Origin of the sequence: Pseudomonas jessenii (genome assembly GCF_002236115.1) — a bacterium.
GTDB classification, from domain to species: Bacteria; Pseudomonadota; Gammaproteobacteria; order Pseudomonadales; family Pseudomonadaceae; genus Aquipseudomonas; species Aquipseudomonas jessenii.
Window position 1 is genome coordinate 573,526 of sequence record NZ_NIWT01000002.1, and the last position, 23,362, is coordinate 596,887.

A 23,362-nucleotide genomic window follows, 5' to 3' on the forward strand; every position below is an offset into this window, starting at 1 on the left:
TGTTCTGTCGATCCCGGCAGACATCCACTCGCATGGACGATCGCCAACATGTTGATACCTCAAACGTTGACAGCCGTTGCTTTGACCGTCGCAGCCACTGCCATCTTTCCGCTGGCCAGCCACGCGCAATCGAAAATCACCGCCGAAGAAGCTCACTCGATCGGCGTGGATGCCTACATCTATTTTTACCCGCTGCTGAGCATGGACATCACTCGCAAGCAGTTCACCAACATCGAGCCGGGCAAGGAGTTCGGTAAAGGCCCGATGAACATGTTTGTGAGTGTGCCGCAGTACCCGCCTGCCGATTTCAGAGGGGTGGTGCGCTCTAATTTCGACACGTTGTATTCGATTGCCTGGCTGGACTTGACCAAGGAACCGCTGGTGATCGCCGCGCCCGATACCGATGGGCGTTTCTACCTGTTACCGATGCTGGATATGTGGACCGACGTATTCGCTTCGCCGGGCTGGCGCACCACGGGCACTGAGGCCGGGCAATTTCTGGTGACGCCGCCGGGATGGACCGGGACGGTGCCCGCCGGGATGAGCCACCTGCCGGCGCCAACTCCGTTTGTCTGGGTCATCGGCCGTACCAAGACTGATGGCGCGGCGGATTACGCGGCGGTGCACAAGATCCAGGCCGGTTACACGGTTACGCCGTTGTCCCGGTTGGGCAAGGAGCCTGAAGCCGTCACCGTGAAGGTCGACCCGGCGGTGGACATGAAAACGCCACCGAAGATTCAGGTCGATTCCATGTCGGCTGCCAACTACTTCACTTACGCTGCCGAACTGCTGAAAGTGAATCCGCCGCACAGCACCGACCAGCCCATGCTGGCGCAGATCAAACGGATCGGCATCGAACCCGGCAAGTCGTTCGACATGGACACGCTGGATCCGCAAATCCAGGCCGCGCTGCAAAGCGTGCCCCAGGATGCGCAGGCCTTGATGACCTGGAAAGTGCCGACCCTGGCGCGGGAGGTCAATGGCTGGTCGATGAACACTGACACCATGGGCGTCTACGGCAACTACTACCTCAAGCGCGCCATCGTTACGCAGGTGGGGCTCGGTGCCAACCTGCCCGAGGACGCAATTTATCCGTTGAACATCGGCGACAGCAATGGCAAGCCGCTCGAGGGCGCAAACAAGTACGTGCTGCATTTCAACAAGGGCGAGGCGCCGCCAGTGAATGCCTTCTGGTCGATCACCCTGTATGACCCGGAAGGGTTCCAGGTCGCCAACTCACTCAATCGCTTTGCGGTCAGTAGCTGGATGCCGTTCAAGGACAACGCCGATGGCTCGCTGGATCTCTATTTCCAGAACGAAAGCCCTGGCAAGGACCTGGAGGCCAACTGGCTGCCGGCACCCAAAGGGCCGTTCAACCTGACCATGCGTCTGTACGGCCCGAAAGCCGAGGTGCTGAATGGCAAGTGGAACCCGCCAGCGGTCAAGCCGATGTAGGCCTCAGGTGACAAAAAGCGGCCAATGACGGCATGTCATTGGCGGCTTTTGCCTGTCCAGCTACCCGTTCCGCCGCCAGCACCGCCGGTTCCGCCACCGGGCGCACCGGTGCCGCCGCCCGCGCCACTGCCCGGGCCATTGACGCCGGTGCTGCCGCTTGACGAACCGGGGCTCTGTCCGCGCCCGTTATTACTCGAGGGGTCGCTGGGCCTGTTGTTGTCTGGCAGCAGAGTTGAATTGCGGGTTGCGCCGGGTGCCGCACCGGTCGCGCCAGGACCATCGCCGGACGCGGCAAGCGTTGCCAGGGACGTCGCCGACAACCATCCGGCCATGACCAGCGAAGTCATTTTTCTGTTCACCATGGTCGTCTCCCGGGATGAGTCGTTACCTGATGTTAGTGTGAAGGGTCACGCGGTTGGTGCCGCCCCGGTTGACGAGTGGCACGGGGCCTCAGGGGGCCACCGATCCATGGCCAAACGAGAACCCTGTGGGAGCGGGCTTGCCCGCGAAAGCGACAGGTCAGGCAAATGGTTGGCCACTGATACGGCGCCATCGCGAGCAAGCTCGCTCCCACACAGCTCTCAGCGTCAGCAAGGCCTATGATCGACCAGCTTGCGCTCAAGGTGCTAGCGCCCCCGGGATCGCTGACGCAACCTGCGAAACCTGCCGGTGTCACACGTCAGGCACCTCGTCCTCAGGAGTGTCCGTTCATGAAAAAGTTGCGGATCGCCACGTTCAACGTCAATGGCCTGCGCGCACGCCTGCCGAATCTGTTGGCCTGGCTTGAGCGGGAAAAACCGGATATCGCCTGCCTGCAGGAATTGAAGGCAGTGGACAGCGCATTCCCGGCGGCTGAGCTTGAAGCGGCCGGCTACGGTGCCATTTGGCAGGGTCAGGCGTCCTGGAACGGCGTGGCGATCCTGGCGCGGGATGCGCAGCCGCTGGAAAGCCGACGCGGGTTGCCCGGCGATGACAGCGACAACCATAGTCGGTATCTGGAAGCCGCTGTCCACGGAGTTCTGGTGGGTTGCCTGTATTTGCCCAACGGCAACCCGCAACCGGGGCCGAAATTCGATTACAAGCTGGCGTGGTTCGAACGGCTTATCCGTTACGCGCAGACGCTTGAAGGAAGCGAACATCCGGTGGTGCTGGCGGGGGACTACAACGTGGTGCCCACCGACCTGGACATCTACAACCCGCGCTCCTGGCTCAAGGACGCCTTGCTGCAACCGGAAAGTCGCGAGTGCTACCAACGGTTGCTGGACCAGGGCTGGACCGATTCATTGCGGCACTTGCATCCACAGGATCGGCTCTACACGTTCTGGGATTATTTCCGTCAGCACTGGCAGAAAAACTCGGGGCTGCGCATTGACCATCTGCTGCTCAACCCGGCCCTGAGTCCGTATCTGCAAGATGCCGGGGTGGATGCGTGGGTGCGTAACGAGCCCCATGCCAGCGACCACGCGCCCACCTGGATTCAATTGGGCTCGCACAAGCGGCGTTGAGTGTTTTCATGCCGGGTGATTGGCTAAATCAATTGTCGGCGGCAATGCTTGATCCCGTATACATAGCGGCCACTGGCGGAGCAATCCGCCGCTGCGTGCAAAAGGACTGAACGATGAGCGAGCCACGCCTGACCGACCGTGCTTTGTATCTGCAACGCCTGGGCTTCGATACACCTCCAGCACCGACCCTGGAAACCTTGCGCCAGCTGCAACTGCGCCATACCGGCGTTTTCCCGTTTGAAAACCTCACCACATTATCCGGCGAGCCGGTGCTGATCGACTTGCCGTCCATAGAGCAGAAGGTCTTGCACGATGGTCGTGGCGGTTACTGCTACGAACTCAACAACCTGTTCCTGGCCTTGCTACAGGAATTGGGTTTCGACGCCCGTGCCATCAGCGGCCGGGTGGTGATGGGTCAGCCGGAGGGCTCCTGGACTGCCCGGACCCACCGCCTGAGCCTGGTCATCATCAATGACGTGCGCTACATCACCGACGTCGGCTTCGGCGGCATGGTACCGACCGCGCCCCTGTTGCTTGATACCCGCGCCGAACAACCAACCCCGCACGAGTCGTATCGCATCGATCTGCACGTCGACGGCTTTACCCTGCGCGCCAACGTTGCGGGTGAATGGCGAGCGATGTACATCTTCGACCTGCAACGCCAGGAAGATATCGATTTTGCTGTGGGCAACTGGTACGTCTCGACCCACCCCGAGTCGTCTTTCGTCAAGCAGTTGATGGTGGCACGCACCGGGGAGGGGTGGCGACGCACGCTCAACAATGGCAGCTACGCGATTCACCGGATTGGCCATGACAGCGAGCGGCGGGAGGTGACGGATGTTCAGGAACTGATTGGCCTGCTGGGCAGCGAGTTCGGCATTCGCGTACCGGAACAGGCGCAATTGGCACGGACTCTGAAACGATTGATCGCAGCACCGCAGTAACAGGCTGATCCTGGACATCGCACAGAGCTGAGCCGATTGATCGGCCCTTTGTGTTTCAGGGCCGAACACCCGGCTCCATCACCCGTTGGATTTCGCGCAAGGCCTCTGCGAGTTTCTGCTCCAGCCCCTTGAGTTCGGCAGGGGTGAGGGTTTGTTTCAGGTGTGCGCTCTTGCCTTCGTTGAGCAGGGCTCGGCGCAAGGTATTGTTGATCACCGTCTGGTAGCCGTACCCCTCGTGTTCTGCCAGTGCGCGGGCCGCTTCGATGACTGCATCATCGAGCATGATGGTAATGCGGGTCTTGCCTTTGGCAGGCGCCACGGCCCCCCGCCTGGCGTTACTGAAATCGTATTCGTCTTTCATCGGTCATGCCTCCAGGTACTGACGACGCTCGCTTTTGGTGGCGATGCGCGCGGAAATGATTCGAACGAAATTCGGATCGCGGTGGGTGTACACGACAACCAGCAACCGGCCTTTGGCGTCCAGCCCCATGGTGATCCAGCGTTGTTCATCATGGTGATTGTCCTCGATGGTCAGCGCTCGCTCGTCATGGAATACCGGTTCAGTCTCTGCGAGGCTGATGCCTTGGTGCTTGAGTTTGTTGGCTGCGTTCTTGGCCTTGTGGAACTGAATTTCGAATGACTTCATTATGCATACTTTATATGTATATAGAAGAGGCGGGCCTTACCGATGGTCGCCAGGAATTCAAAAGACTAGTCAGCACGCGGGTGTGGGCGGCGAGGGATGTATTTCAAGGTTTTTGGCGTGGCCAGGAGGGTGGGTGTCAGGCGGAAATGGACAAGTATCCATTTTGTGACTGATAAGTTGTATACAACTCTATAGACATTTGTCCTATGTCTTGCATACAGTGTGCGCATAACAAAAACCAGGGAACCCCCTCCATGAAAACGCCCCATGTTTCACACCAACGGCCCGAGGACGAAAATCTTGGGATCGGCGCGAATATGGCTTATGGCCTGCAACATGTTCTGACCATGTATGGCGGTATCGTCGCGGTGCCATTGATCATCGGCCAGGCGGCCGGGCTCTCGCCGGCGGACATCGGTTTGTTGATTGCTGCTTCATTGTTTGCGGGGGGGCTGGCAACACTGCTGCAAACCCTGGGTTTACCGTTTTTTGGTTGTCAATTGCCGCTGGTGCAGGGCGTATCCTTCTCCGGCGTCGCGACCATGGTGGCGATTGTCAGCAGTGGCGGGGAGGGCGGGTTTCAATCGGTGCTGGGGGCGGTGATAGCGGCGTCCCTGATCGGGTTGCTGATAACCCCGGTGTTCTCGCGTATCACCAAGTTCTTCCCGCCGCTGGTGACCGGCATTGTGATTACCACCATTGGCCTGACGCTGATGCCGGTAGCCGCGCGCTGGGCAATGGGCGGCAACAGCCATGCGCCGGACTTCGGCAGCACGGCGAACATCGGTCTGGCGGCGGTAACGCTGGTGCTGGTACTGCTGCTGAGCAAAATCGGCAGTGCGACCATCTCTCGCCTGTCGATTCTGTTGGCCATGGTCATTGGTACGGTGATCGCGGTGTTCCTTGGCATGGCGGATTTCTCGTCCGTAACCCAGGGCCCGATGTTCGGCTTCCCGACGCCGTTCCACTTCGGCATGCCGACCTTTCACTTTGCTGCGATCCTGTCGATGTGCATCGTGGTGATGGTGACGCTGGTGGAGACCTCGGCGGACATTCTGGCCGTCGGCGAGATCATCGGCACCAAGGTTGACTCCAAGCGCCTGGGCAACGGTCTGCGCGCCGACATGCTGTCGAGCATGTTCGCGCCGATCTTCGGTTCCTTCACCCAGAGCGCCTTCGCCCAGAACGTCGGTCTGGTGGCGGTCACCGGCATCAAGAGCCGCTACGTGGTGGCAACCGGCGGTCTGTTCCTGGTGATCCTCGGTCTGCTGCCCTTCATGGGCCGGGTCATCGCCGCCGTACCGACCTCCGTATTGGGTGGCGCTGGCATCGTGCTGTTCGGTACCGTCGCGGCCAGCGGCATTCGGACCTTGTCCAAGGTCGACTACCGCAACAACGTCAACCTGATCATCGTCGCGACCTCGATTGGCTTCGGCATGATCCCGATCGCGGCACCTAGCTTCTACGATCACTTCCCGAGCTGGTTCGCGACCATTTTCCATTCGGGCATCAGTTCTTCGGCAATCATGGCCATCGTGCTGAACCTGACCTTCAACCATCTGACTGCCGGTAACTCCGACCAGCAATCGGTGTTTGCGGCCGGTACCGAGCGGGTGCTGCGTTATCAGGATCTGGCGGCGTTGCGTGAAGGGGACTACTTCAGCGACGGTAAACTGCACGATTGCGACGGCAAGGAGATTCCGGTGCTGGAATCGGAACATGGCGTGGCAGAACCACGGGCGGTCCACACGAAAAGCAGTGAGCATGTCTGACGTTCACGGCAACTGAAAAAAGCCGATCTGTCGAATAGACAGATCGGCTTTTTGCTTTTCAGGCGTTGGCTTTTCAATCGACCACAAAAAAGCCCCTGGATCTTTCGATTCAGGGGCTTTTCGATGTTGCTGTCTGGCTCCACGACCTGGACTCGAACCAGGGACCCAGTGATTAACAGTCACTTGCTCTACCAACTGAGCTATCGCGGAATGGCGCGTATCTTACTGATTCAAAAAGAGAAGTCAAGCACCGAATAACAATTTGAGCGAATCATCGGGACGGGCGGTGGTTTAGCGGCGATTGGCGGTTACCAGGATCGCCCCAGAGGTCTACCATGGCTGCCCGGAAGTGGTGACACGCGCTGCCGGCCATTCGCCGAAAAGGTACGCGCCATGAATCATTTGACCCTCACACCTCGACACCACGGGATGCACCCATGAGCATCTCTCAGATCAGCCTGCCCAAAGGTGTCAGCCCCCACGCCGAAAAGTTGTTCGACGCCATCACTCAGGCCGGCACCGCTGAAGCATTGAACCGTGCTGGCGGCAAGGCCGAAGGTTTTGTCCTGGGCCTGGAAAGCACTAAAGCGATCAAGAGCCAGGTCGCTGAATCGCTGTATGTCGCCTACGACGACGCTGCCAGCCAGCGTGCGACCGAACTGGCTTAACCGCCGAAGGTAATCGTGCCAAGCATCAGTTTGGCGTAGAGCGCCGTGGCACCCAATTGCACCAGCCATAGGGCCAGGCCGCCGAGAAACACACCGGCGGCCACTTGCATCACCAGGTTGTTGCCGCGTTTTGCCGGGGCGCGGGGGGTGAAGTGATCCAGGTCATCCAGGTCATCGCGGTCGGCGCGCAGGTCATCGTTTTTCATGTGGGTTCTCGCAGGAATTCCAGGGTGTATTCAAACCTGTGGGAGCGAGCTTGCTCGCGATGAGGGCATCACATTCAACATTGATGTTGGCAGGACAATCGCTATCGCGAGCAAGCTCGCTCCCACAGTGGATAGTTGTGTGCAGTTTAGAGGGCTCGCTCTAGTTGCCGAAAATTATCTGTGACAAATAAAAAACGGGAAGCCACATGGCTTCCCGTTTTTCATTTCAAGGTGTCATCAGATGACTTGGACGATAGCGTCCGTCACAACCTTGATGTTGCTCTGGTTCAACGCGGCCACGCAGATGCGGCCGGTGTCCAGGGCGTAGATGCCGAACTCGTTGCGCAGGCGGTGAACTTGCTCAACCGTCAGGCCGGAGTAGGAGAACATGCCGCACTGACGACCGACGAAGCTGAAATCGCGCTGAGGCGCTTTTTGTGCCAGCAGGTCGACCATCTGGGTACGCATGCCACGAATGCGCAGGCGCATTTCGGCCAGTTCGGCTTCCCACTGGGCGCGCAGTTCCGGGCTGTTCAGCACTGCAGCGACAACGCTGGCACCGTGGGTCGGCGGGTTGGAGTAGTTGGTGCGGATCACGCGTTTGACTTGCGACAACACGCGCGCGCTTTCTTCTTTCGATTCGCTGACGATCGACAGGGCACCCACGCGCTCGCCGTACAGCGAGAACGACTTGGAGAAGGAGCTGGAGGCGAAGAAAGTCAGGCCCGACTCGGCAAACAGGCGTACGGCAGCGGCGTCTTCGTCGATGCCATCGCCGAAGCCCTGGTAGGCCATGTCGAGGAACGGCACGTGGCCTTTGGCTTTGACCACGTCCAGGACGTTTTTCCAGTCCGCCGGGCTCAGGTCCACGCCGGTCGGGTTATGGCAGCAGGCATGCAGCACAATGATCGAGCCGTTTGGCAGCGCGTTCAGGTCTTCCAGCATGCCGGTACGGTTCACGTCGTGGGTCGCGGCGTCGTAGTAACGGTAGTTCTGCACCGGGAAACCGGCGGTTTCGAACAGCGCGCGGTGGTTTTCCCAGCTCGGGTCGCTGATCGCCACAACGGCGTTCGGCAGCAGTTGCTTGAGGAAGTCGGCACCGATTTTCAGTGCGCCAGTACCGCCAACGGCCTGGGTGGTGATTACACGGCCGGCAGCGATCAGTGGCGAATCATTGCCGAACAGCAGCTTTTGCACAGCCTGGTCGTAGGCGGCGATACCGTCGATTGGCAGGTAGCCACGGGAAACGTGTTGAGCGGCGCGAATGGTTTCGGCTTCGACAACGGCGCGCAGGAGTGGAATTCGCCCCTCCTCGTTGCAGTAAACACCGACCCCCAGGTTGACTTTGTTGGTCCGGGTATCGGCGTTGAATGCTTCGTTGAGGCCCAGGATTGGATCGCGTGGTGCCATTTCGACAGCGGAGAACAGGCTCATTATTGCGGCGGCTCTGAATGGAGTGTGGAGGGACGTGTCGCGCTCCAGCCGAATGCACTAGAGCGGTGCACAAACGGGGAGCTAGTATAGAGGCCATCCGCGATCAATGGCGACAGGCTATTCGGCTTTTAAGGTAAGTTTTTCCGATTATTTTGCGACCGTTAGTCGAAAGGCGTCGGCAAAGGTTTTGCGCGATGTAGGACGTTTGCCTTGAAAGCACTGGCAATCGGCTCCACATTGAGCACAATCCAGTTTTTTCTTCGGGCGACATCGGTCGTTTGCGGTCTTTCTCGTTCGTGCCGGTTTTGCCGGCAAGAGTGATCCAGAGGTATTTCATGTCTGAATTCCAGCTAGTCACCCGTTTCGAGCCCGCCGGCGATCAGCCGGAAGCCATCCGCCTGATGGTCGAGGGCATCGAAGCCGGGCTGGCGCACCAGACGCTGCTCGGTGTGACCGGCTCGGGCAAGACGTTCAGCATCGCCAATGTGATCGCCCAGGTGCAGCGCCCGACCCTGGTACTGGCGCCGAACAAGACCCTGGCGGCGCAGTTGTACGGGGAGTTCAAGGCGTTCTTCCCGAACAACGCGGTGGAATATTTCGTTTCCTACTACGACTACTACCAGCCGGAAGCCTATGTGCCGTCCTCGGACACCTTCATCGAGAAGGATGCGTCGATCAACGACCACATCGAGCAAATGCGTTTGTCGGCGACCAAGGCATTGCTCGAGCGCAAAGACGCGATCATCGTCACCACGGTGTCGTGCATCTACGGTCTGGGCAGTCCGGAAACCTATTTGAAGATGGTGTTGCACGTGGATCGCGGCGACCGGCTCGACCAGCGCGAATTGCTGCGACGCCTGGCTGACCTGCAATACACCCGCAACGACATGGATTTTGCCCGTGCGACCTTCCGCGTGCGTGGCGATGTGATCGATATCCACCCGGCGGAATCCGACTTCGAGGCGATCCGCATCGAGCTGTTCGACGATGAAGTGGAAAGCCTGTCGGCGTTCGATCCGCTCACCGGCGAAGTCATTCGCAAACTGCCGCGCTTCACCTTCTACCCGAAGAGCCACTACGTGACGCCACGGGAAACCCTGATGGGCGCGGTCGAGGGCATCAAGGTCGAGTTGCAGGAGCGTCTGGAATACCTGCGCTCCAACAACAAATTGGTGGAAGCCCAGCGCCTGGAGCAGCGCACCCGTTTCGACCTGGAGATGATCCTCGAGCTGGGTTACTGCAACGGCATCGAAAACTACTCGCGCTATCTGTCCGGCCGCGAAGCCGGCGCGGCACCACCAACCCTTTACGATTACCTGCCTGCCGATGCTTTGCTGGTGATCGACGAGTCCCACGTCAGCGTTCCGCAGGTCGGTGCGATGTACAAAGGCGACCGTTCGCGTAAAGAGACACTGGTGGAATACGGTTTCCGCTTGCCTTCAGCGCTGGATAACCGGCCGATGCGTTTCGATGAATGGGAAAGCATCAGCCCGCAGACGATTTTCGTCTCGGCGACCCCGGGCAACTACGAAGCCGAACACGCTGGCCGCGTCATTGACATGGTGGTGCGCCCGACCGGGCTGGTGGACCCACAAATCGAGATTCGCCCGGCACTGACCCAGGTCGACGACTTGCTGTCGGAAATCACCAAGCGCGTCGCTCTGGAAGAGCGAGTGCTGGTCACGACGCTGACCAAGCGCATGGCCGAAGACTTGACTGACTATCTGGCGGATCACGGCGTGCGCGTGCGCTATTTGCACTCGGACATCGACACCGTGGAGCGGGTCGAGATCATCCGTGATCTGCGCCTGGGTACTTTCGATGTGCTGGTGGGGATCAACCTGCTGCGCGAAGGCCTGGATATGCCGGAAGTGTCGCTGGTGGCGATCCTCGATGCCGACAAGGAAGGTTTCCTGCGTTCCGAGCGCTCACTGATCCAGACCATCGGGCGCGCGGCACGTAACCTCAATGGCCGGGCGATTCTGTATGCCGACCGGATTACCGGTTCCATGGAGCGCGCGATCGGCGAAACCGAGCGCCGTCGCGACAAGCAGATCGCCTTCAACCTGGCCAACGGCATCACCCCCAAAGGTGTGTTCAAGGACGTCGCCGACATCATGGAAGGCGCCACCGTGCCGGGTTCGCGCAGCAAGAAGCGCAAGGGCATGGCCAAGGCGGCGGAAGAGAACGCCAAATACGAAGCGGAATTGCGTTCGCCGGGCGAGATCGCCAAGCGTATCAAGGCCCTGGAAGAGAAGATGTATGCGTTGGCGCGCGATCTGGAGTTTGAAGCGGCGGCGCAGATGCGTGATGAGATTGGCAAGTTGCGCGAGCGGTTGATTACTGTTTGATTTGTAGTGTCTGAACTGGCCTCATCGCGAGCAAGCTCGCTCCCACAAGGTTCGGTGTGATCCCTGTGGGAGCGAGCTTGCTCGCGATGAGACCGGTCAGGGCGCTGCAAGTATCAATTAGTGTGCTTCCCCAGCCTTCAACCCCTCCGGCAACTTTTTGGTCAGCAACACCGCCACCATGCTGATCCCCAACGCAATCCCGACAAAATGAAACGCATCGTTGTAGGCCATGATCGACGCCTGCTGGTGGGCGATCTCGCTGAGTTTGCCCAGGGCTGCCGTTTCATTGCCCAGCCTGTCAGCCAGTGAGGCGATCCGTTCAGCGACCTGCGGATTGCTCGGCACGATGGATTCACGCAGGTAATCAAAGTAAACCTTGGTCCGCGCATCCAGCAGCGTGGCGAGCAGGGCGATGCCGATGGCGCCGCCGAGGTTGCGCAGGATGTTGAACAGGCTCGAGGCCGATCCCGCATCCTGGGGCAGGATGTAAGCGGTGGCGATCAGCGAGATGGTGACCATGATCAGTGGTTGGCCCAGGGCGCGGATGATCTGGATCTGATTGAACTGCGGCCCGGCAAAGTCCGGGTTCAACACGCCCGAAGAGAAACTCGCCAACCCGAATAGCCCGAAGCCCAGTGTGCACAGCCATTTGGGCGAGACGTATTTCATCAATTTGGGCACCAGCGGAATCAGAAACAGCTGCGGCACGCCCATCCACATGATCACTTCGCCGATCTGCAAGGCGTTGTAGTTCTGGATCTGCGCCAGGTACAGCGGCAACAGGTAGATCGAGCCGTACAGCCCGACCCCCATCCCGACACTGGAAATGCTTGATAAGCCAAAGTTGCGATTGCGCAGGATGCCGAGGTTGATCAGCGGATTGGGTTTGGAGGTCTGCACGATCACAAAGCTGATCAGGCTGACCAGTGCGATGCTGCCCAGGGTTACGATCAGGCTCGATTCCAGCCAGTCCTTGCGATGGCCTTCCTCCAGGAACACCTGCAAGCAACCGAGCCCGACGCCGAGGGTGAGAATGCCGGCGTAGTCGGTGCTTTTCAGCAATTCCCAGTGGGCTTCTTTCTTCTCCAGGCCGTACATCAGGCCGGCGATCATGATCAGGCCGGGCGGGATGTTGATGTAGAAAATGTATTCCCAGCCCCAGTTTTCCGTCAGCCAGCCGCCGAGGGTCGGGCCGATGGAGGGCGCGAAGGTGGCGGTCATGGCGAACATGGCCATGCCTTTGGCGCGGTGGTGTTCCGGGAGCTTGATCAGGGTCAGGGTGAACGCCAGCGGAATCAGCGCGCCACCGGTAAAGCCTTGCAGGGCGCGGAACACGATCATGCTTTCCAGGCTCCACGCCATGGAGCAGAGCAGGGACGCGACCAGGAATCCGAGGGACACCCACACTGCCAGGCGCCGGGCTGACAGCAGCTGCACGAGCCAGGCCGTGAGCGGGATCATGATGATTTCCGCCACCAGGTACGAGGTGGAAATCCACGAACCTTCTTCCAGAGTCGCCGACAGTGCACCCTGGATGTCCTTGAGCGAGGAGTTGGTGATCTGGATGTCCAGCACCGCCATGAACGCACCGAGCATCACGCTCATCACCGCAATCCAGTCCCGCCGGGTCGGTTCGCCGACCGGGCGGATCAGTTGATCACCGGCCATCGTCAGGGGCGTCTTTGTGGCTCACTTTGGGGGTGATTTCTTCAGGGGCGTCCTTGATGTTCACCTTGGCGGTGACCGACATGCCCGGGCGGATCTTGCCGCGCAGCGGATTGTCCGCGGCGAAGGTCAGTTTGACCGGAATCCGTTGTACGACTTTGGTGAAGTTGCCCGTGGCATTGTCCGGCGGCAACAGGCTGAACTGCGCGCCCGAGGCGGCGAACAGGCTGTCGACCCTGGCTTTGATCGGGGTGTCGCTGTAGGCGTCGAAGGTCAGTTCGGCTTCCTGGCCGGGCTGCATGTGGCCAATCTGGGTTTCCTTGAAATTGGCCTGAATCCAGATGTCTTCGTCCGGCACGATCGACAACAGGTAAGCGCCGGCCTGCACATATTGGCCTTCGCGGGCTGCACGCTGGCCGATCAGGCCGCTGATGGGGGCATGGATTTCGCTGCGGGTCAGGTTCAGTTCGGCCTGGGCCAGGTCGGTTTTGGCGTTGGCGATCTGCGCGTCGAGGCGTTTGATCTCTGCATTCAGCGCATTGACCTGCTGGCGCTGGCTTTGCGCGTCGGCCTGGGCCTTGGCCACTTGCGAGCGTGCGATGTGGTTGTCGGCGGAGAGGGTGGTCACCCGTTCTTCCGAGATATAGCCGGGTTTGCGCAAGGTCTCGGCGCGGGTCAGGTCGATCTGCGAGCGACCCAGGCTGGCCTGGCTGGACGCGACCTGCGCTTCGCTGGCGGCAATCAGGCTGGCCTGCTGGGTCAGTTTGCTCTGGGCTTGCAGGCGTTCGGCCTGACGGGTGGCCAGGGCGGCATTGGCGCGGTCGACAGCGAGGCGGAAGTCGTCGCCTTCGAGTCTGACCAGCAACTGGCCTTTCTCGACATGCTGGTTGTCCTGCACCAGCACCTGATCGATACGCGCGCCCAATTGGCTCGACACGCGGGTGATCTCGCCCTGGACATAAGCGTTGTCGGTGCTTTCATAAAAGCGCCCCTTCAAGAGCCAATGGGCAAACAGGCCCCCGGCAACCAACAGGACAATCAGCAGGAACGAGAAGAGGCGACGCTTGAGTTGGGCAGGCATGGGGCAAACTGTAGTCGAGAAATTGTAAGAGAAGTTATCAGCGGGCAAATCTGGCATACAGCCGATAAGCGGTAAATGCTGTCGGCTGATTTTCGGCCATTCACCTCCCTGTACGGGCGTTACAGACGCAACCTTGGCTTAAATGCCCTGTTCACTGGAGCCGGGCGGGTGTCGCCTGTTACCATTCGCGCCTTGTTTGAACTTCGCTTTTATTCTTTTCGAGACATGCCATGACCACCGTCCGCACTCGCATCGCGCCATCGCCTACCGGGGATCCCCACGTAGGTACCGCCTATATCGCCTTGTTCAACTACTGCTTTGCCAAGCAGCACGGCGGTGAGTTCATCCTGCGGATCGAAGACACTGACCAGCTGCGTTCGACCCGCGAGTCCGAACAGCAGATTTTCGACGCCTTGCGCTGGCTCGGGATCGACTGGAGCGAAGGCCCGGATGTCGGCGGCCCGCACGGTCCGTACCGTCAAAGCGAGCGCGGCGACATTTACCAGAAGTATTGCCAGCAACTGGTCGAAATGGGCCATGCCTTCCCGTGCTTCTGCACCGCCGAAGAGCTTGACCAGATGCGCGCCGAGCAGATGGCTCGCGGCGAAACCCCGCGTTACGACGGCCGCGCGCTGCTGCTGTCCAAGGAAGAGGTCGCCCGTCGCCTTGCCGCTGGCGAGCCCCACGTTATCCGCATGAAAGTACCGAGCGAAGGCGTCTGCGTGGTGCCGGACATGCTCCGTGGTGACGTTGAAATTCCGTGGGACCGCATGGACATGCAAGTCCTGATGAAGACCGACGGCCTGCCGACCTACTTCCTGGCCAATGTGGTCGACGACCACCTGATGGGCATCACCCACGTATTGCGTGGCGAAGAATGGCTGCCATCGGCACCGAAGCTGATCCTGCTTTACGAATACTTCGGCTGGGAACAACCGGAGCTGTGCTACATGCCGCTGCTGCGTAACCCGGACAAGAGCAAACTGTCCAAGCGCAAGAACCCGACCTCGGTGACCTTCTACGAGCGCATGGGCTTCATGCCCGAAGCGATGCTCAACTACCTGGGTCGCATGGGCTGGTCGATGCCGGACGAGCGCGAGAAGTTCTCGCTGCAGGAAATGGTCGACAACTTCGACCTCAAGCGCGTGTCCCTCGGCGGGCCGATCTTCGACATCGAGAAACTGTCGTGGCTCAACGGCCAGTGGCTGCGCGACCTGCCGGTGGAAGAGTTCGCCGCGCGCGTGCAGAAGTGGGCGTTCAATTCCGAATACATGATGAAGATCGCACCGCACGTACAGGGCCGGGTCGAAACCTTCAGCCAGGTGGCACCGCTGGCCGGGTTCTTCTTTGCCGGTGGCGTGAACCCGGATGCGAAGTTGTTCGAATCGAAGAAGCTGTCGGGTGATCAGGTTCGTCAGTTGATGCAGTTGATCCTGTGGAAGCTCGAAAGCCTGCGTCAGTGGGAAAAGGACAGCATCACCGCGACCATTCAGGCGGTGGTCGAATCCCTGGAGCTGAAGCTGCGTGATGCCATGCCGCTGATGTTCGCTGCGATCACTGGCCAGGCCAGCTCGGTGTCGGTGCTCGATGCGATGGAAATCCTCGGGCCGGACCTGACCCGTTTCCGTCTGCGCCAGGCCATTGACCTGCTGGGCGGCGTGTCGAAGAAAGAAAACAAGGAGTGGGAAAAGCTGTTGGGCGCGATTGCCTAAAGCGATTGATGAAGGGCTGATGGCCATTGTGTGTGCCCGTCGTTGGGCGCGCAGTGGTCCTCAGACCCCGATTTTTCGGGGGGGAGGGCGGTAAGTGATTGTTATGTCGGCAAAAAATTTTAATTTTTTTGAAAAATAAGTTTGACAGGCTTTCGATACGCCCTTAAGATTCGCCCCGTCCTCAGCGATGACATCAACGATGAGGGGCTATAGCTCAGCTGGGAGAGCGCTTGCATGGCATGCAAGAGGTCGACGGTTCGATCCCGTCTAGCTCCACCAATTTACACTTCAAGGTCTGGCCACACCGGCCTTGAAGCGATCAACACTCAGCGTTGATCGGTTGTATAGAAGGGTTTGCGTCCCCTTCGTCTAGTGGCCTAGGACACCGCCCTTTCACGGCGGTAACAGGGGTTCGAGTCCCCTAGGGGACGCCAGTTTTACAGAAGCGATGTTGCAAGATGTCGCTCCGCCGCGAGGCGAAAAATCCGGGGCTATAGCTCAGCTGGGAGAGCGCCTGCATGGCATGCAGGAGGTCAGCGGTTCGATCCCGCTTAGCTCCACCAATTTTACAGTTCAAGGTCTGGCCACACCGGCCTTGAATCGATCAGCACTCAGCACTGATCAGTTGTATAGAAGGGTTTGTGTCCCCTTCGTCTAGTGGCCTAGGACACCGCCCTTTCACGGCGGTAACAGGGGTTCGAGTCCCCTAGGGGACGCCACGATTACCCGCTCTGCGGGATTTATAAGGGTCATTCAATTATTGAATGGCCCTTTTGTTTGTCTGGCGTTTGGCCAAATTCCTCCATTTCCAAAATTTCCAAAAAAACTGTTCTTCAGACCAGCGGTCACGCCCATGACTTGCTAAAATTTATTATGAGAATAATATTTCAATCGTAATATTCGGAGGCAACGATGAACGATAAAAAAGCCCAAACCCGCGAACGCATCCTCAAGGCTGCCAGCGCAGCGCTGATTCAGCGCGGCCCGGCCGAGCCAAGCGTGGGCGAAGTGATGGGCGCGGCGGGCCTGACGGTCGGCGGCTTCTACGCCCACTTCGAAAGCAAGGACGCGATGATGCTGGAGGCGTTCAGGCAATTGCTCGGTCACCGCCGTGACTTGATTGCCGACATGGACGCGGAGTTGACCGGCGAAGAGCGCCGCGCGCTGGTGGCGGCGTTCTATCTGTCGCGCAAGCACCGTGATTCCTCCGAATCGGCCTGTCCGATCCCGGCATCGGTCGGCGAACTGGGGCGGCTGCCGGAAGCGTTTCGTGTCGCGCTCAATGAGCATGTGGAATTGATGGTCGCGCAGTTGGCGGCCAGCCCTGAAGAAACCGAAAAAGCCCTGGCCGACATGGCCTTGATGGTGGGTGGGCTGGCTCTGGCGCGGGCGCTGGGGCCAGGAGAGTTGTCCGATCGATTACTGCGCGCCGCCAAATCGGCGGTGCGTTGACCTGAAGGCTGCGGCCTGAGGAGAATGCGATGAGCACGTTAAAGTGGGTTCGTGGCGTTAATGGCACCTTGGGCTGGGTTGCCCCGAAACTGGTCGCAAGCAAAATGCGACAGGCGTTCATGACGCCACGGGATCTGCCGCTGCGTGACTGGGAGCTGCCACTGTTGGCCAAGTCCGAGCGGGTCACCCTGCGTTTCGGTCTCTCGGCCTTGCGTTGGGGTCAGGGCCCGGCAGTATTGCTGATGCATGGCTGGGAAGGGCGGCCGACGCAGTTTGCCAGCCTCATCACCGCGCTGGTCGATGCCGGTTACTCGGTCGTGGCTCTGGATGGTCCGGCCCACGGTCGCTCACCGGGCAGTGAAGCGAATGTGGTGCTGTTCGCCCGCGCCATGCTGGAAGCGGCCGCCGAACTGCCACCCCTGCAAGCGGTCATCGGCCACTCCATGGGCGGCGCCAGTGCGATGCTCGCGGTCCAGTTGGGCCTGCGCACCGAAACCCTGGTCAGCATTGCGGCCCCGGCGAGGATTCTTGGTGTGTTGCGTGGTTTTGCCCGTTATGTCGGGCTGCCACCGAAGGCCCGCTCGGCGTTCATTCGCCAGGTCGAGCAAGACGTCGGCATGCGAGCCGCGACGCTGGATGTCGCGCACTATCAACTCGACATGCCCGGCCTGATTGTCCATGCCGAAGACGACAACTTTGTCTCTGTGAAGGAATCCCAGCTGATCCATGAAGCCTGGTTCGACAGCCGCTTGTTGCGTTTGAAAGACGGTGGTCATCAGCGAGTGTTGGCCGACCCTCGGGTGATTGATGGCGTGTTATCACTGCTGGCCGGGCGCAGTCTGCAATCACGCCAATCCGCCTGAGCTTCCGTTACACTGCCCCGGTCGAAATTATCTGACCAGGGAGTCGGGCATGGGCTGGGATCGGGAAACGCCATTCATCATTGATCTGCAAGTGAGCGCCGAGGACATTGACGGGTTGGGGCACGCGAACAACGCGGTCTACGTGACCTGGCTCGAACGCTGTGCCTGGCGCCACTCCCAGCGTCTTGGCCTGGACCTGGTCGAGTATCGGCGGCTGGACCGGGCGATGGCGGTGGTGCGGCACGAGATCGATTACCTGGCGGCAGCCTATGAGGACGATGAGTTGCAATTGGCGACCTGGATCGTCGATTGGGATCAGCGCCTTAAAATGACCCGGCACTTCCAGTTGAAGCGCCCCAGCGACAACACCACGCTATTGCGCGCGCAGACCACCTTCGTCTGCATCGAGCTGTCTACCGGCAAGCCCAAGCGCATGCCGGCAGAGTTCATCGATGGTTATGGCCCGGCGTTGCAAACCCCGGCCTGACACTGGTTCCTGTGGCGAGGGGGCTTGCCCCCGTTCGGCTGCGAAGCAGTCGCAAAACCTGTCGATGCAATTTATCTGACGAAATGCCGGGGCCGCTTCGCGACCCAACGGGGGCAAGCCCCCTCGCCACAAGGGTATGCGCAAGTCTTTCGCTCGATTATCCAGTAAACTGCCGCACGTTTTTCCTCGAGTGTGTTTTTCATGCAAATTGCTTTGGCGCCCATGGAGGGGTTGGTCGACGACATCCTGCGCGATGTGCTGACCCGTGTGGGTGGTATTGACTGGTGCGTGACCGAGTTCATTCGGGTCAACGACCAGTTGCTCACACCTGCCTATTTCCACAAGTTCGGCCCGGAGTTGCTCAACGGTGCCCGGACGGCCTCCGGTGTGCCGCTGCGTGTGCAACTGCTCGGTTCCGATCCTGTGTGCCTGGCGGAAAATGCCGCGCTGGCTTGTGAGCTGGGTTCCGAAGTGATCGACCTGAACTTCGGCTGTCCGGCCAAGACCGTCAACAAATCCCGTGGTGGTGCGGTATTGCTCAAGGAACCCGAGCTGCTCAACCAGATCGTCGAGCACGTCCGTCGTGCCGTCCCCGCGCACATTCCAGTCACCGCCAAGATGCGCCTGGGCTTCGACAGCCCGGACGGCTCGCTGGTGTGTGCCACGGCCCTGGCCGAAGGCGGCGCCGAACACATCGTGGTGCACGCGCGGACCAAGGTCGACGGCTACAAGCCACCGGCACACTGGGAGTGGATTCCGCGGGTGCAGGACGTGGTCAAGGTGCCGGTGTTCGCCAACGGCGACATCTGGAGCGTCGAAGACTGGCGTCGTTGCCGCGAGATCAGCGGCGTGGAGGACATCATGCTCGGTCGCGGCCTGGTTTCGCGCCCGGATCTCGCCCGGCAGATCGCCGCGGCGCGGGCCGGCGAGGAGGTGGTCGAGATGACCTGGGCCGAGTTGTTGCCGCTGATCCAGGACTTCTGGCTGCAAGCCAAAGCGCAGATGACACCACGCCAGTCGCCGGGCCGCCTGAAGCAATGGCTGGCGATGCTGACCCGCAATTATCCCGAGGCGGTAGAGCTGTTCACCGTGCTGCGTCGTGAGACCGAGCTGGATAACGTCTCGCGCTTGCTGGGTCTGCCGGTGGCGGAAGCGGCCTGAAACTCTTTTTAAAAAAAGCAGAAAACAATCTCTTGAAATGCAATCAGCGGTCCCTATCTAAGGGTTACGCGATGCCGAATTCGGGTCGCGGAGACAAAAAACCTTGCTGATTGTTTTCAGGAGATTTGAATCATGAGTACCGCATTTTCCCTGGCCCCACTGTTCCGTTCCTCGGTAGGTTTCGACCGTTTCAACGACCTGTTCGAAACTGCCCTGCGCAATGAGCCAGGCAGCACTTACCCGCCCTACAACGTGGAAAAACACGGTGACGATCAATACCGCATCGTCGTAGCGGCCGCCGGCTTCCAGGAAGATGACCTGGAGCTGCAAGTCGAGAAGGGTGTGCTGACCATCAGTGGTGGCAAACGTGACGCCAACGAGGGCGTGACCTTCCTGCACCAGGGCATTGCCCAGCGTGCGTTCAAGCTGTCCTTCCGTCTGGCGGACCACATCGAGATCAAGGCTGCCGACCTGAGCAACGGTCTGTTGAGCATCGACCTGCTACGGGTGATTCCGGAAGAGGCGAAAGCCAAGCGCATCCCGATCAACGGGACGCAAAAGCCGGCTCTGCAACACTGAGTCGGAGCAAGAAGAAGGGCGCCATTGGCGCCCTTTTTTGTGCCTGTCACTTCAGCAGTTTTTGAAACTCCTCCACCGGCAACGGCAGGCTGTGCAAATACCCTTGGTAGAAGTGACACTCCAGCCCCTGCAGGAACTCAAGCTGCTCCGCCGTTTCCACCCCTTCGGCTATCACTTTCAAATCCAGGCTGTGGGCCATGGCGACGATGGCGCGGATGATCTCGGCGTCGTTCGGGTCGCTGGTGGCGTCGCGGATGAAAGACTTGTCGATTTTCAGGGTGTCGACCGGCAAGCGCTTGAGGTAGGTCAGCGAGGAGTAGCCAGTGCCGAAGTCGTCCATGGCGAAGCTCACACCGAGTTTTTTCAGGCGGCGCATTTTGCTGATAGTGTCTTCCAGGTTCTGGATCACGATGCCTTCGGTGATTTCCAGTTTCAACAGGGAGCAGGGCAGGCCATAGGTGTTCAGGCTGTTTTCGACACGTTCGACGAAATCGTTCTGGCGGAACTGGCGCGGGCTGATGTTCACGCACAGGCTGAATTTATACGGATTCACCAGACCGTCGTCGATCAACCGTTTGAAGGCTTGGCAGGCTTCGTCGAGGATCCAGGTGCCGACCTCAAGAATCAGTCCGCTGTCTTCCAGCACCTTGATGAACTCGGTGGGTGACTGCGCGCCGAGCTCTGGATGATTCCAGCGCACCAAGGCTTCGGCGCCGACGATGCGGTCGCCCCGGGCGTCGACCTGGGGTTGGTAATGCACGCGAAACTCGCCCCGGGAAAGGGCCAGGCGCAAGTCGGTTTCCATGCGCAGGCGTTCGCTCGCGGCCTTCTGCATGGTGTTGTGGTACATCTGCGTGGTATTGCGACCCGAGTCCTTGGCGCGATAGAGCGCGATGTCGGCGCGCTTGAGCAGGTCGGTCGGGGTCGAGCCGTGATCGGGGATCAGCGCAATGCCGATGCTGGGTGTCACTTGCAGTCGCTGGCCGTCGAGGAACATCGGTTCGGACAGCAGCTCGCGGATGGTGTCGGCCAGTTGGCGAACCTGATCGCTGACCTCGCTGCGCGAGCCTTCGAGACCGCTGAGCAGCACCACGAATTCGTCACCGCCCAGGCGCGCAACGGTATCTTCCATGCGCACGCTGGCCTCCAGGCGTGCGGTGATGATTTTCAGCACGGTATCGCCCACCGGGTGCCCGAGGGAGTCGTTGATGTGCTTGAAGTGGTCGAGGTCGAGGAACATCAGCGCGCCACGCAGGTTATGCCGTTTGAGCAGAGCGATCTGCTGACTCAGGCGGTCCATCAGCAGGGCGCGATTGGGCAGATTGGTCAGTGGGTCGTGGTAGGCCAGGTGGCGAATCTGCGCTTCGGCGTTTTTCAGCAGGCTGACGTCGCGCGCGGTCAACAGCAGGCAGGCGGTTTCATTGAGGGTGATCGGTTCCACCGAGACTTCGACGGTCAGCAGTTCGCCGCACTTGTTGCGCCCGAGCATTTCCTGGTGATGAACCCGCCCCTTGATCTGCAGTTCGGCCAGCAGCGCCGAGCGTTGTTTTTCTTCAGCCCAGATCCCGACCTGGTACACCGTGCGGCCCACCACTTCCTCGGCGCGGTAGCCGGTCAGGCGGCAGAAGCCGTCGTTGACCTCCAGATAGCGTCCGGTGTCGCGCTCCGTGATGGTGATGGCGTCGGGGCTGGAGTGGAAGGCCTTGGCGAATTTCTCTTCACTGGCCTTGAGCGCCGCTTCCGAGCGCTGTTGCTGGGTGATATCGCGCAGGGTGGTGACGATGCAGGGCTGGTCGCCGACGCTGATCTGGCGGCTGGAAATCACACAAGTCAGGGTCTGTCCTTCCTTGTGCTGGACCAGAATGGCCACGTTGTTCAGGCCTTGTTCGCGGATCACTTGTTCGATTCGTCGCAGGCTTTTCGCCGAAGCGTCCCACAGGCCGATTTCGTCGGCGCTGCGGCCGATCACATCGGCGGTGCTCCAGCCGAAGGTCTGGGTGAAGCTGGAGTTGATTTCAATGAACTGGCCGGAGTCCTGGCGGGTGACGCAGATCGGATCGGGGCTGACCTGGAACAGCGTGGCGAATTTCTCTTCGGAGGCCACCAGCCGTTGTTCGCGCTCCACCTGATCAGTGATGTCGAGCAAGGTGCCGGCCATACGCACCGGCACACCGTTGTCATCGCGGTAGAGGCGGGCACGGCTTTCCAGATAGCGCGAGGTGCCGTCGGGCAATTGCACGCGGTAGGTCAATTGATAGTTGCCGGCCGGGCCTTCACGCAGACTGCGGTAAGCGTCGCGCATGGTGTCGCGTTCTTCGCCGGGCACGCCTTCGAAGAACTCGTCGAAGGACTCGTGGAAGGGCTTGGCGTCCAGACCGTGCAGTTGGGCGGCCCGTGCCGATCCGTAGAGCATGCCGCTGGGAATGTGCCAGTCCCAGGTGCCGAGTTGCGCCGAGTCCAGTGCCAGGTCGAGGCGTTCCTGGCTGTCCTTTAGGGCCTGTTCGGCGACTTTGCGCTCGGTGGTGTCAAGGAACGTGCTCAGTAGATAGGGTTGGCCTTCGAGCTCGACCTTTTGCGCACTGAGGATGCCGTCGTGAACCTGGCCATTGCTGGCGCGAAACTGCACTTCCATGCTGACCAGGTCGCCTTTGGCTTTGGTGGCCTTGACCAGTTCGGCCCGTTGTTCGGGATGCACCCACAGGCCCAGTTCCAGGGTGGTGCGGCCGATCGCGTTTTGCACCGGCCAGCCGAACAGGCTTTCGAAATATTGGTTGGCTTCGGTGATCAGGCCGTCTTCCTGGCGGGTCAGCAGGACCATGTTGGGGCACAGGTGGAACAGGGTGGCGAAGCGTTTTTCCGAGCTGCTCAACGCCTGTTCGCGCTGGCGCTGGTGGGTAATCTCGCGGATCACACCGATCATCCGTGGCCGGCCGTGCTTGTCCGGTAACAGGCTGCCGCTGATTTCCAGCCAGTGCAGGCTGCCATCGGGCCAGCGGATGCGGTGATGCATCGCTTGCTCCAGCGGTGCGCCAGCGATGACTGCGTGGAACGCGCGAACGGTTTTCGCGCGATCCTCCGGAGGCAGCAAGTCGAGGTATTCCAGATCCGATGGCAACGGTTTGCGGGGATCGAAGCCGAACAGCGCCTGCGTGCCCCGGGACCAACTGATCTTCCCGCGCTCGATGTCCCAATACCACGCACCCAGGCGCGCGCCGTTGAGCGCGGCCAACAATTGCGGGGCACTTTCCCAGCTCTGTTCGGAGCTTTTCGGGTCAAGTGCCTGTATACGCGGCATTGGCGGAATACGGTCAACAGATTTGGGCATTGGCAAGCCTTGGGCTGAATGGGCGTTTGGGGCAGGAATTCGCGGCTCTACAGGAT

20 protein-coding genes and 5 tRNA genes are annotated in these 23,362 nt (G+C 60.1%); 16 read left to right on the plus strand and 9 right to left on the minus strand.

From position 1 onward, the window contains the following. Positions 1–48 precede the first annotated feature (48 nt). Positions 49–1,455: a DUF1254 domain-containing protein gene (locus tag PSJE_RS07260; RefSeq protein WP_090454190.1), complete on the plus strand. Its 1,407-nt coding sequence runs from the start codon at positions 49–51 to the stop codon at positions 1,453–1,455. Between the two features lie 35 nt (positions 1,456–1,490). Here the strand turns inward: PSJE_RS07260 and PSJE_RS07265 are convergent, their stop codons facing one another. Beyond that, positions 1,491–1,817, minus strand: coding sequence for a hypothetical protein (locus PSJE_RS07265; protein WP_090454192.1), 327 nt, complete (start codon positions 1,815–1,817; stop codon positions 1,491–1,493). A 348-nt stretch (positions 1,818–2,165) separates the two neighbouring features. Between PSJE_RS07265 and PSJE_RS07270 the strand changes: the two genes are divergently transcribed. After that, complete coding sequence (locus PSJE_RS07270; protein WP_090454194.1) at positions 2,166–2,960, plus strand: exodeoxyribonuclease III; 795 nt, start codon at positions 2,166–2,168, stop codon at positions 2,958–2,960. 113 nt (positions 2,961–3,073) lie between these two features. Next, a complete protein-coding gene (locus PSJE_RS07275; protein ID WP_090454196.1) occupies positions 3,074–3,904 on the plus strand; it encodes an arylamine N-acetyltransferase family protein in 831 nt (276 codons plus the stop codon). 55 nt (positions 3,905–3,959) lie between these two features. Here PSJE_RS07275 and PSJE_RS07280 read toward each other — a convergent pair whose 3' ends face one another. Beyond that, on the minus strand, positions 3,960–4,265 hold the full coding sequence (locus tag PSJE_RS07280) for a BrnA antitoxin family protein (RefSeq protein ID WP_090454198.1): 306 nt from the start codon (positions 4,263–4,265) through the stop codon (positions 3,960–3,962). A 3-nt stretch (positions 4,266–4,268) separates the two neighbouring features. Beyond that, a complete protein-coding gene (locus PSJE_RS07285) occupies positions 4,269–4,550 on the minus strand; it encodes a BrnT family toxin (RefSeq protein ID WP_090454200.1) in 282 nt (93 codons plus the stop codon). A 254-nt stretch (positions 4,551–4,804) separates the two neighbouring features. Here PSJE_RS07285 and PSJE_RS07290 point away from each other — a divergent pair, with 254 nt between their 5' ends. Then, positions 4,805–6,322, plus strand: a complete 1,518-nt coding sequence (locus PSJE_RS07290; protein ID WP_090454202.1) for a nucleobase:cation symporter-2 family protein — start codon at positions 4,805–4,807, stop codon at positions 6,320–6,322. Between the two features lie 134 nt (positions 6,323–6,456). Here the strand turns inward: PSJE_RS07290 and PSJE_RS07295 are convergent. After that, positions 6,457–6,532 (minus strand) — tRNA-Asn (locus tag PSJE_RS07295). A 227-nt stretch (positions 6,533–6,759) separates the two neighbouring features. Here PSJE_RS07295 and PSJE_RS07300 point away from each other — a divergent pair. Continuing rightward, positions 6,760–6,990, plus strand: a complete 231-nt coding sequence (locus PSJE_RS07300; RefSeq protein WP_090454204.1) for a hypothetical protein — start codon at positions 6,760–6,762, stop codon at positions 6,988–6,990. On the opposite strand, the gene PSJE_RS07305 is transcribed toward PSJE_RS07300, so the two are convergent. Further along, positions 6,987–7,196, minus strand: coding sequence for a hypothetical protein (locus tag PSJE_RS07305; protein WP_057715590.1), 210 nt, complete (start codon positions 7,194–7,196; stop codon positions 6,987–6,989). The genes PSJE_RS07300 and PSJE_RS07305 overlap by 4 nt on opposite strands. Positions 7,197–7,433: 237 nt before the next feature. After that, a complete protein-coding gene (locus tag PSJE_RS07310; protein ID WP_057715589.1) occupies positions 7,434–8,630 on the minus strand; it encodes an amino acid aminotransferase in 1,197 nt (398 codons plus the stop codon). Positions 8,631–8,965: 335 nt separating this feature from the next. Between PSJE_RS07310 and uvrB the strand changes: the two genes are divergently transcribed. Next, a complete protein-coding gene (gene uvrB, locus PSJE_RS07315; RefSeq protein WP_057715588.1) occupies positions 8,966–10,981 on the plus strand; it encodes an excinuclease ABC subunit UvrB in 2,016 nt (671 codons plus the stop codon). A gap of 117 nt (positions 10,982–11,098) precedes the next feature. Here the strand turns inward: uvrB and PSJE_RS07320 are convergent, their stop codons facing one another. Together PSJE_RS07320 and PSJE_RS07325 are read right to left on the minus strand one after the other, a co-directional pair. Further along, a complete protein-coding gene (locus PSJE_RS07320) occupies positions 11,099–12,649 on the minus strand; it encodes an MDR family MFS transporter (protein ID WP_090454206.1) in 1,551 nt (516 codons plus the stop codon). Then, a complete protein-coding gene (locus PSJE_RS07325) occupies positions 12,639–13,727 on the minus strand; it encodes an HlyD family secretion protein (RefSeq protein WP_090454208.1) in 1,089 nt (362 codons plus the stop codon). The genes PSJE_RS07320 and PSJE_RS07325 overlap by 11 nt, the downstream gene beginning before the upstream one ends. 230 nt (positions 13,728–13,957) lie before the next feature. On the opposite strand from PSJE_RS07325, the gene gltX reads away from it, so the two are divergent. The 10 genes from gltX (at position 13,958) to PSJE_RS07375 (ending at position 19,981) form a co-directional block, all read left to right on the plus strand. Beyond that, the gene (gene gltX, locus PSJE_RS07330; protein WP_090454210.1) at positions 13,958–15,439 is read left to right on the plus strand and encodes a glutamate--tRNA ligase; all 1,482 of its coding nucleotides are present in this window, start codon (positions 13,958–13,960) and stop codon (positions 15,437–15,439) included. 203 nt (positions 15,440–15,642) lie between these two features. Beyond that, positions 15,643–15,718 (plus strand) — tRNA-Ala (locus PSJE_RS07335). A gap of 79 nt (positions 15,719–15,797) precedes the next feature. After that, a tRNA-Glu gene (locus PSJE_RS07340) sits at positions 15,798–15,873 on the plus strand. Between the two features lie 53 nt (positions 15,874–15,926). Continuing rightward, positions 15,927–16,002, plus strand: a tRNA-Ala gene (locus PSJE_RS07345). A gap of 80 nt (positions 16,003–16,082) precedes the next feature. After that, a tRNA-Glu gene (locus PSJE_RS07350) sits at positions 16,083–16,158 on the plus strand. Between the two features lie 193 nt (positions 16,159–16,351). After that, on the plus strand, positions 16,352–16,891 hold the full coding sequence (locus PSJE_RS07355) for a TetR/AcrR family transcriptional regulator (RefSeq protein WP_057715584.1): 540 nt from the start codon (positions 16,352–16,354) through the stop codon (positions 16,889–16,891). Positions 16,892–16,920: 29 nt separating this feature from the next. Then, positions 16,921–17,754: an alpha/beta fold hydrolase gene (locus PSJE_RS07360; protein ID WP_090454212.1), complete on the plus strand. Its 834-nt coding sequence runs from the start codon at positions 16,921–16,923 to the stop codon at positions 17,752–17,754. A 49-nt stretch (positions 17,755–17,803) separates the two neighbouring features. Beyond that, positions 17,804–18,241 (plus strand): acyl-CoA thioesterase, encoded by a 438-nt coding sequence (locus PSJE_RS07365; protein WP_090454214.1) that lies wholly within the window; start codon positions 17,804–17,806, stop codon positions 18,239–18,241. A 201-nt stretch (positions 18,242–18,442) separates the two neighbouring features. Further along, positions 18,443–19,402 carry a tRNA dihydrouridine synthase gene (locus PSJE_RS07370; protein WP_008050845.1) on the plus strand — a complete coding sequence of 320 codons (960 nt, stop codon included), beginning with the start codon at positions 18,443–18,445 and terminating at the stop codon, positions 19,400–19,402. A gap of 132 nt (positions 19,403–19,534) precedes the next feature. After that, positions 19,535–19,981, plus strand: a complete 447-nt coding sequence (locus tag PSJE_RS07375; protein WP_090454216.1) for an Hsp20 family protein — start codon at positions 19,535–19,537, stop codon at positions 19,979–19,981. A 46-nt stretch (positions 19,982–20,027) separates the two neighbouring features. On the opposite strand, the gene PSJE_RS07380 is transcribed toward PSJE_RS07375, so the two are convergent. Continuing rightward, positions 20,028–23,306: a PAS domain S-box protein gene (locus PSJE_RS07380; RefSeq protein WP_090454218.1), complete on the minus strand. Its 3,279-nt coding sequence runs from the start codon at positions 23,304–23,306 to the stop codon at positions 20,028–20,030. Between the last annotated feature and the right edge of the window lie 56 nt (positions 23,307–23,362).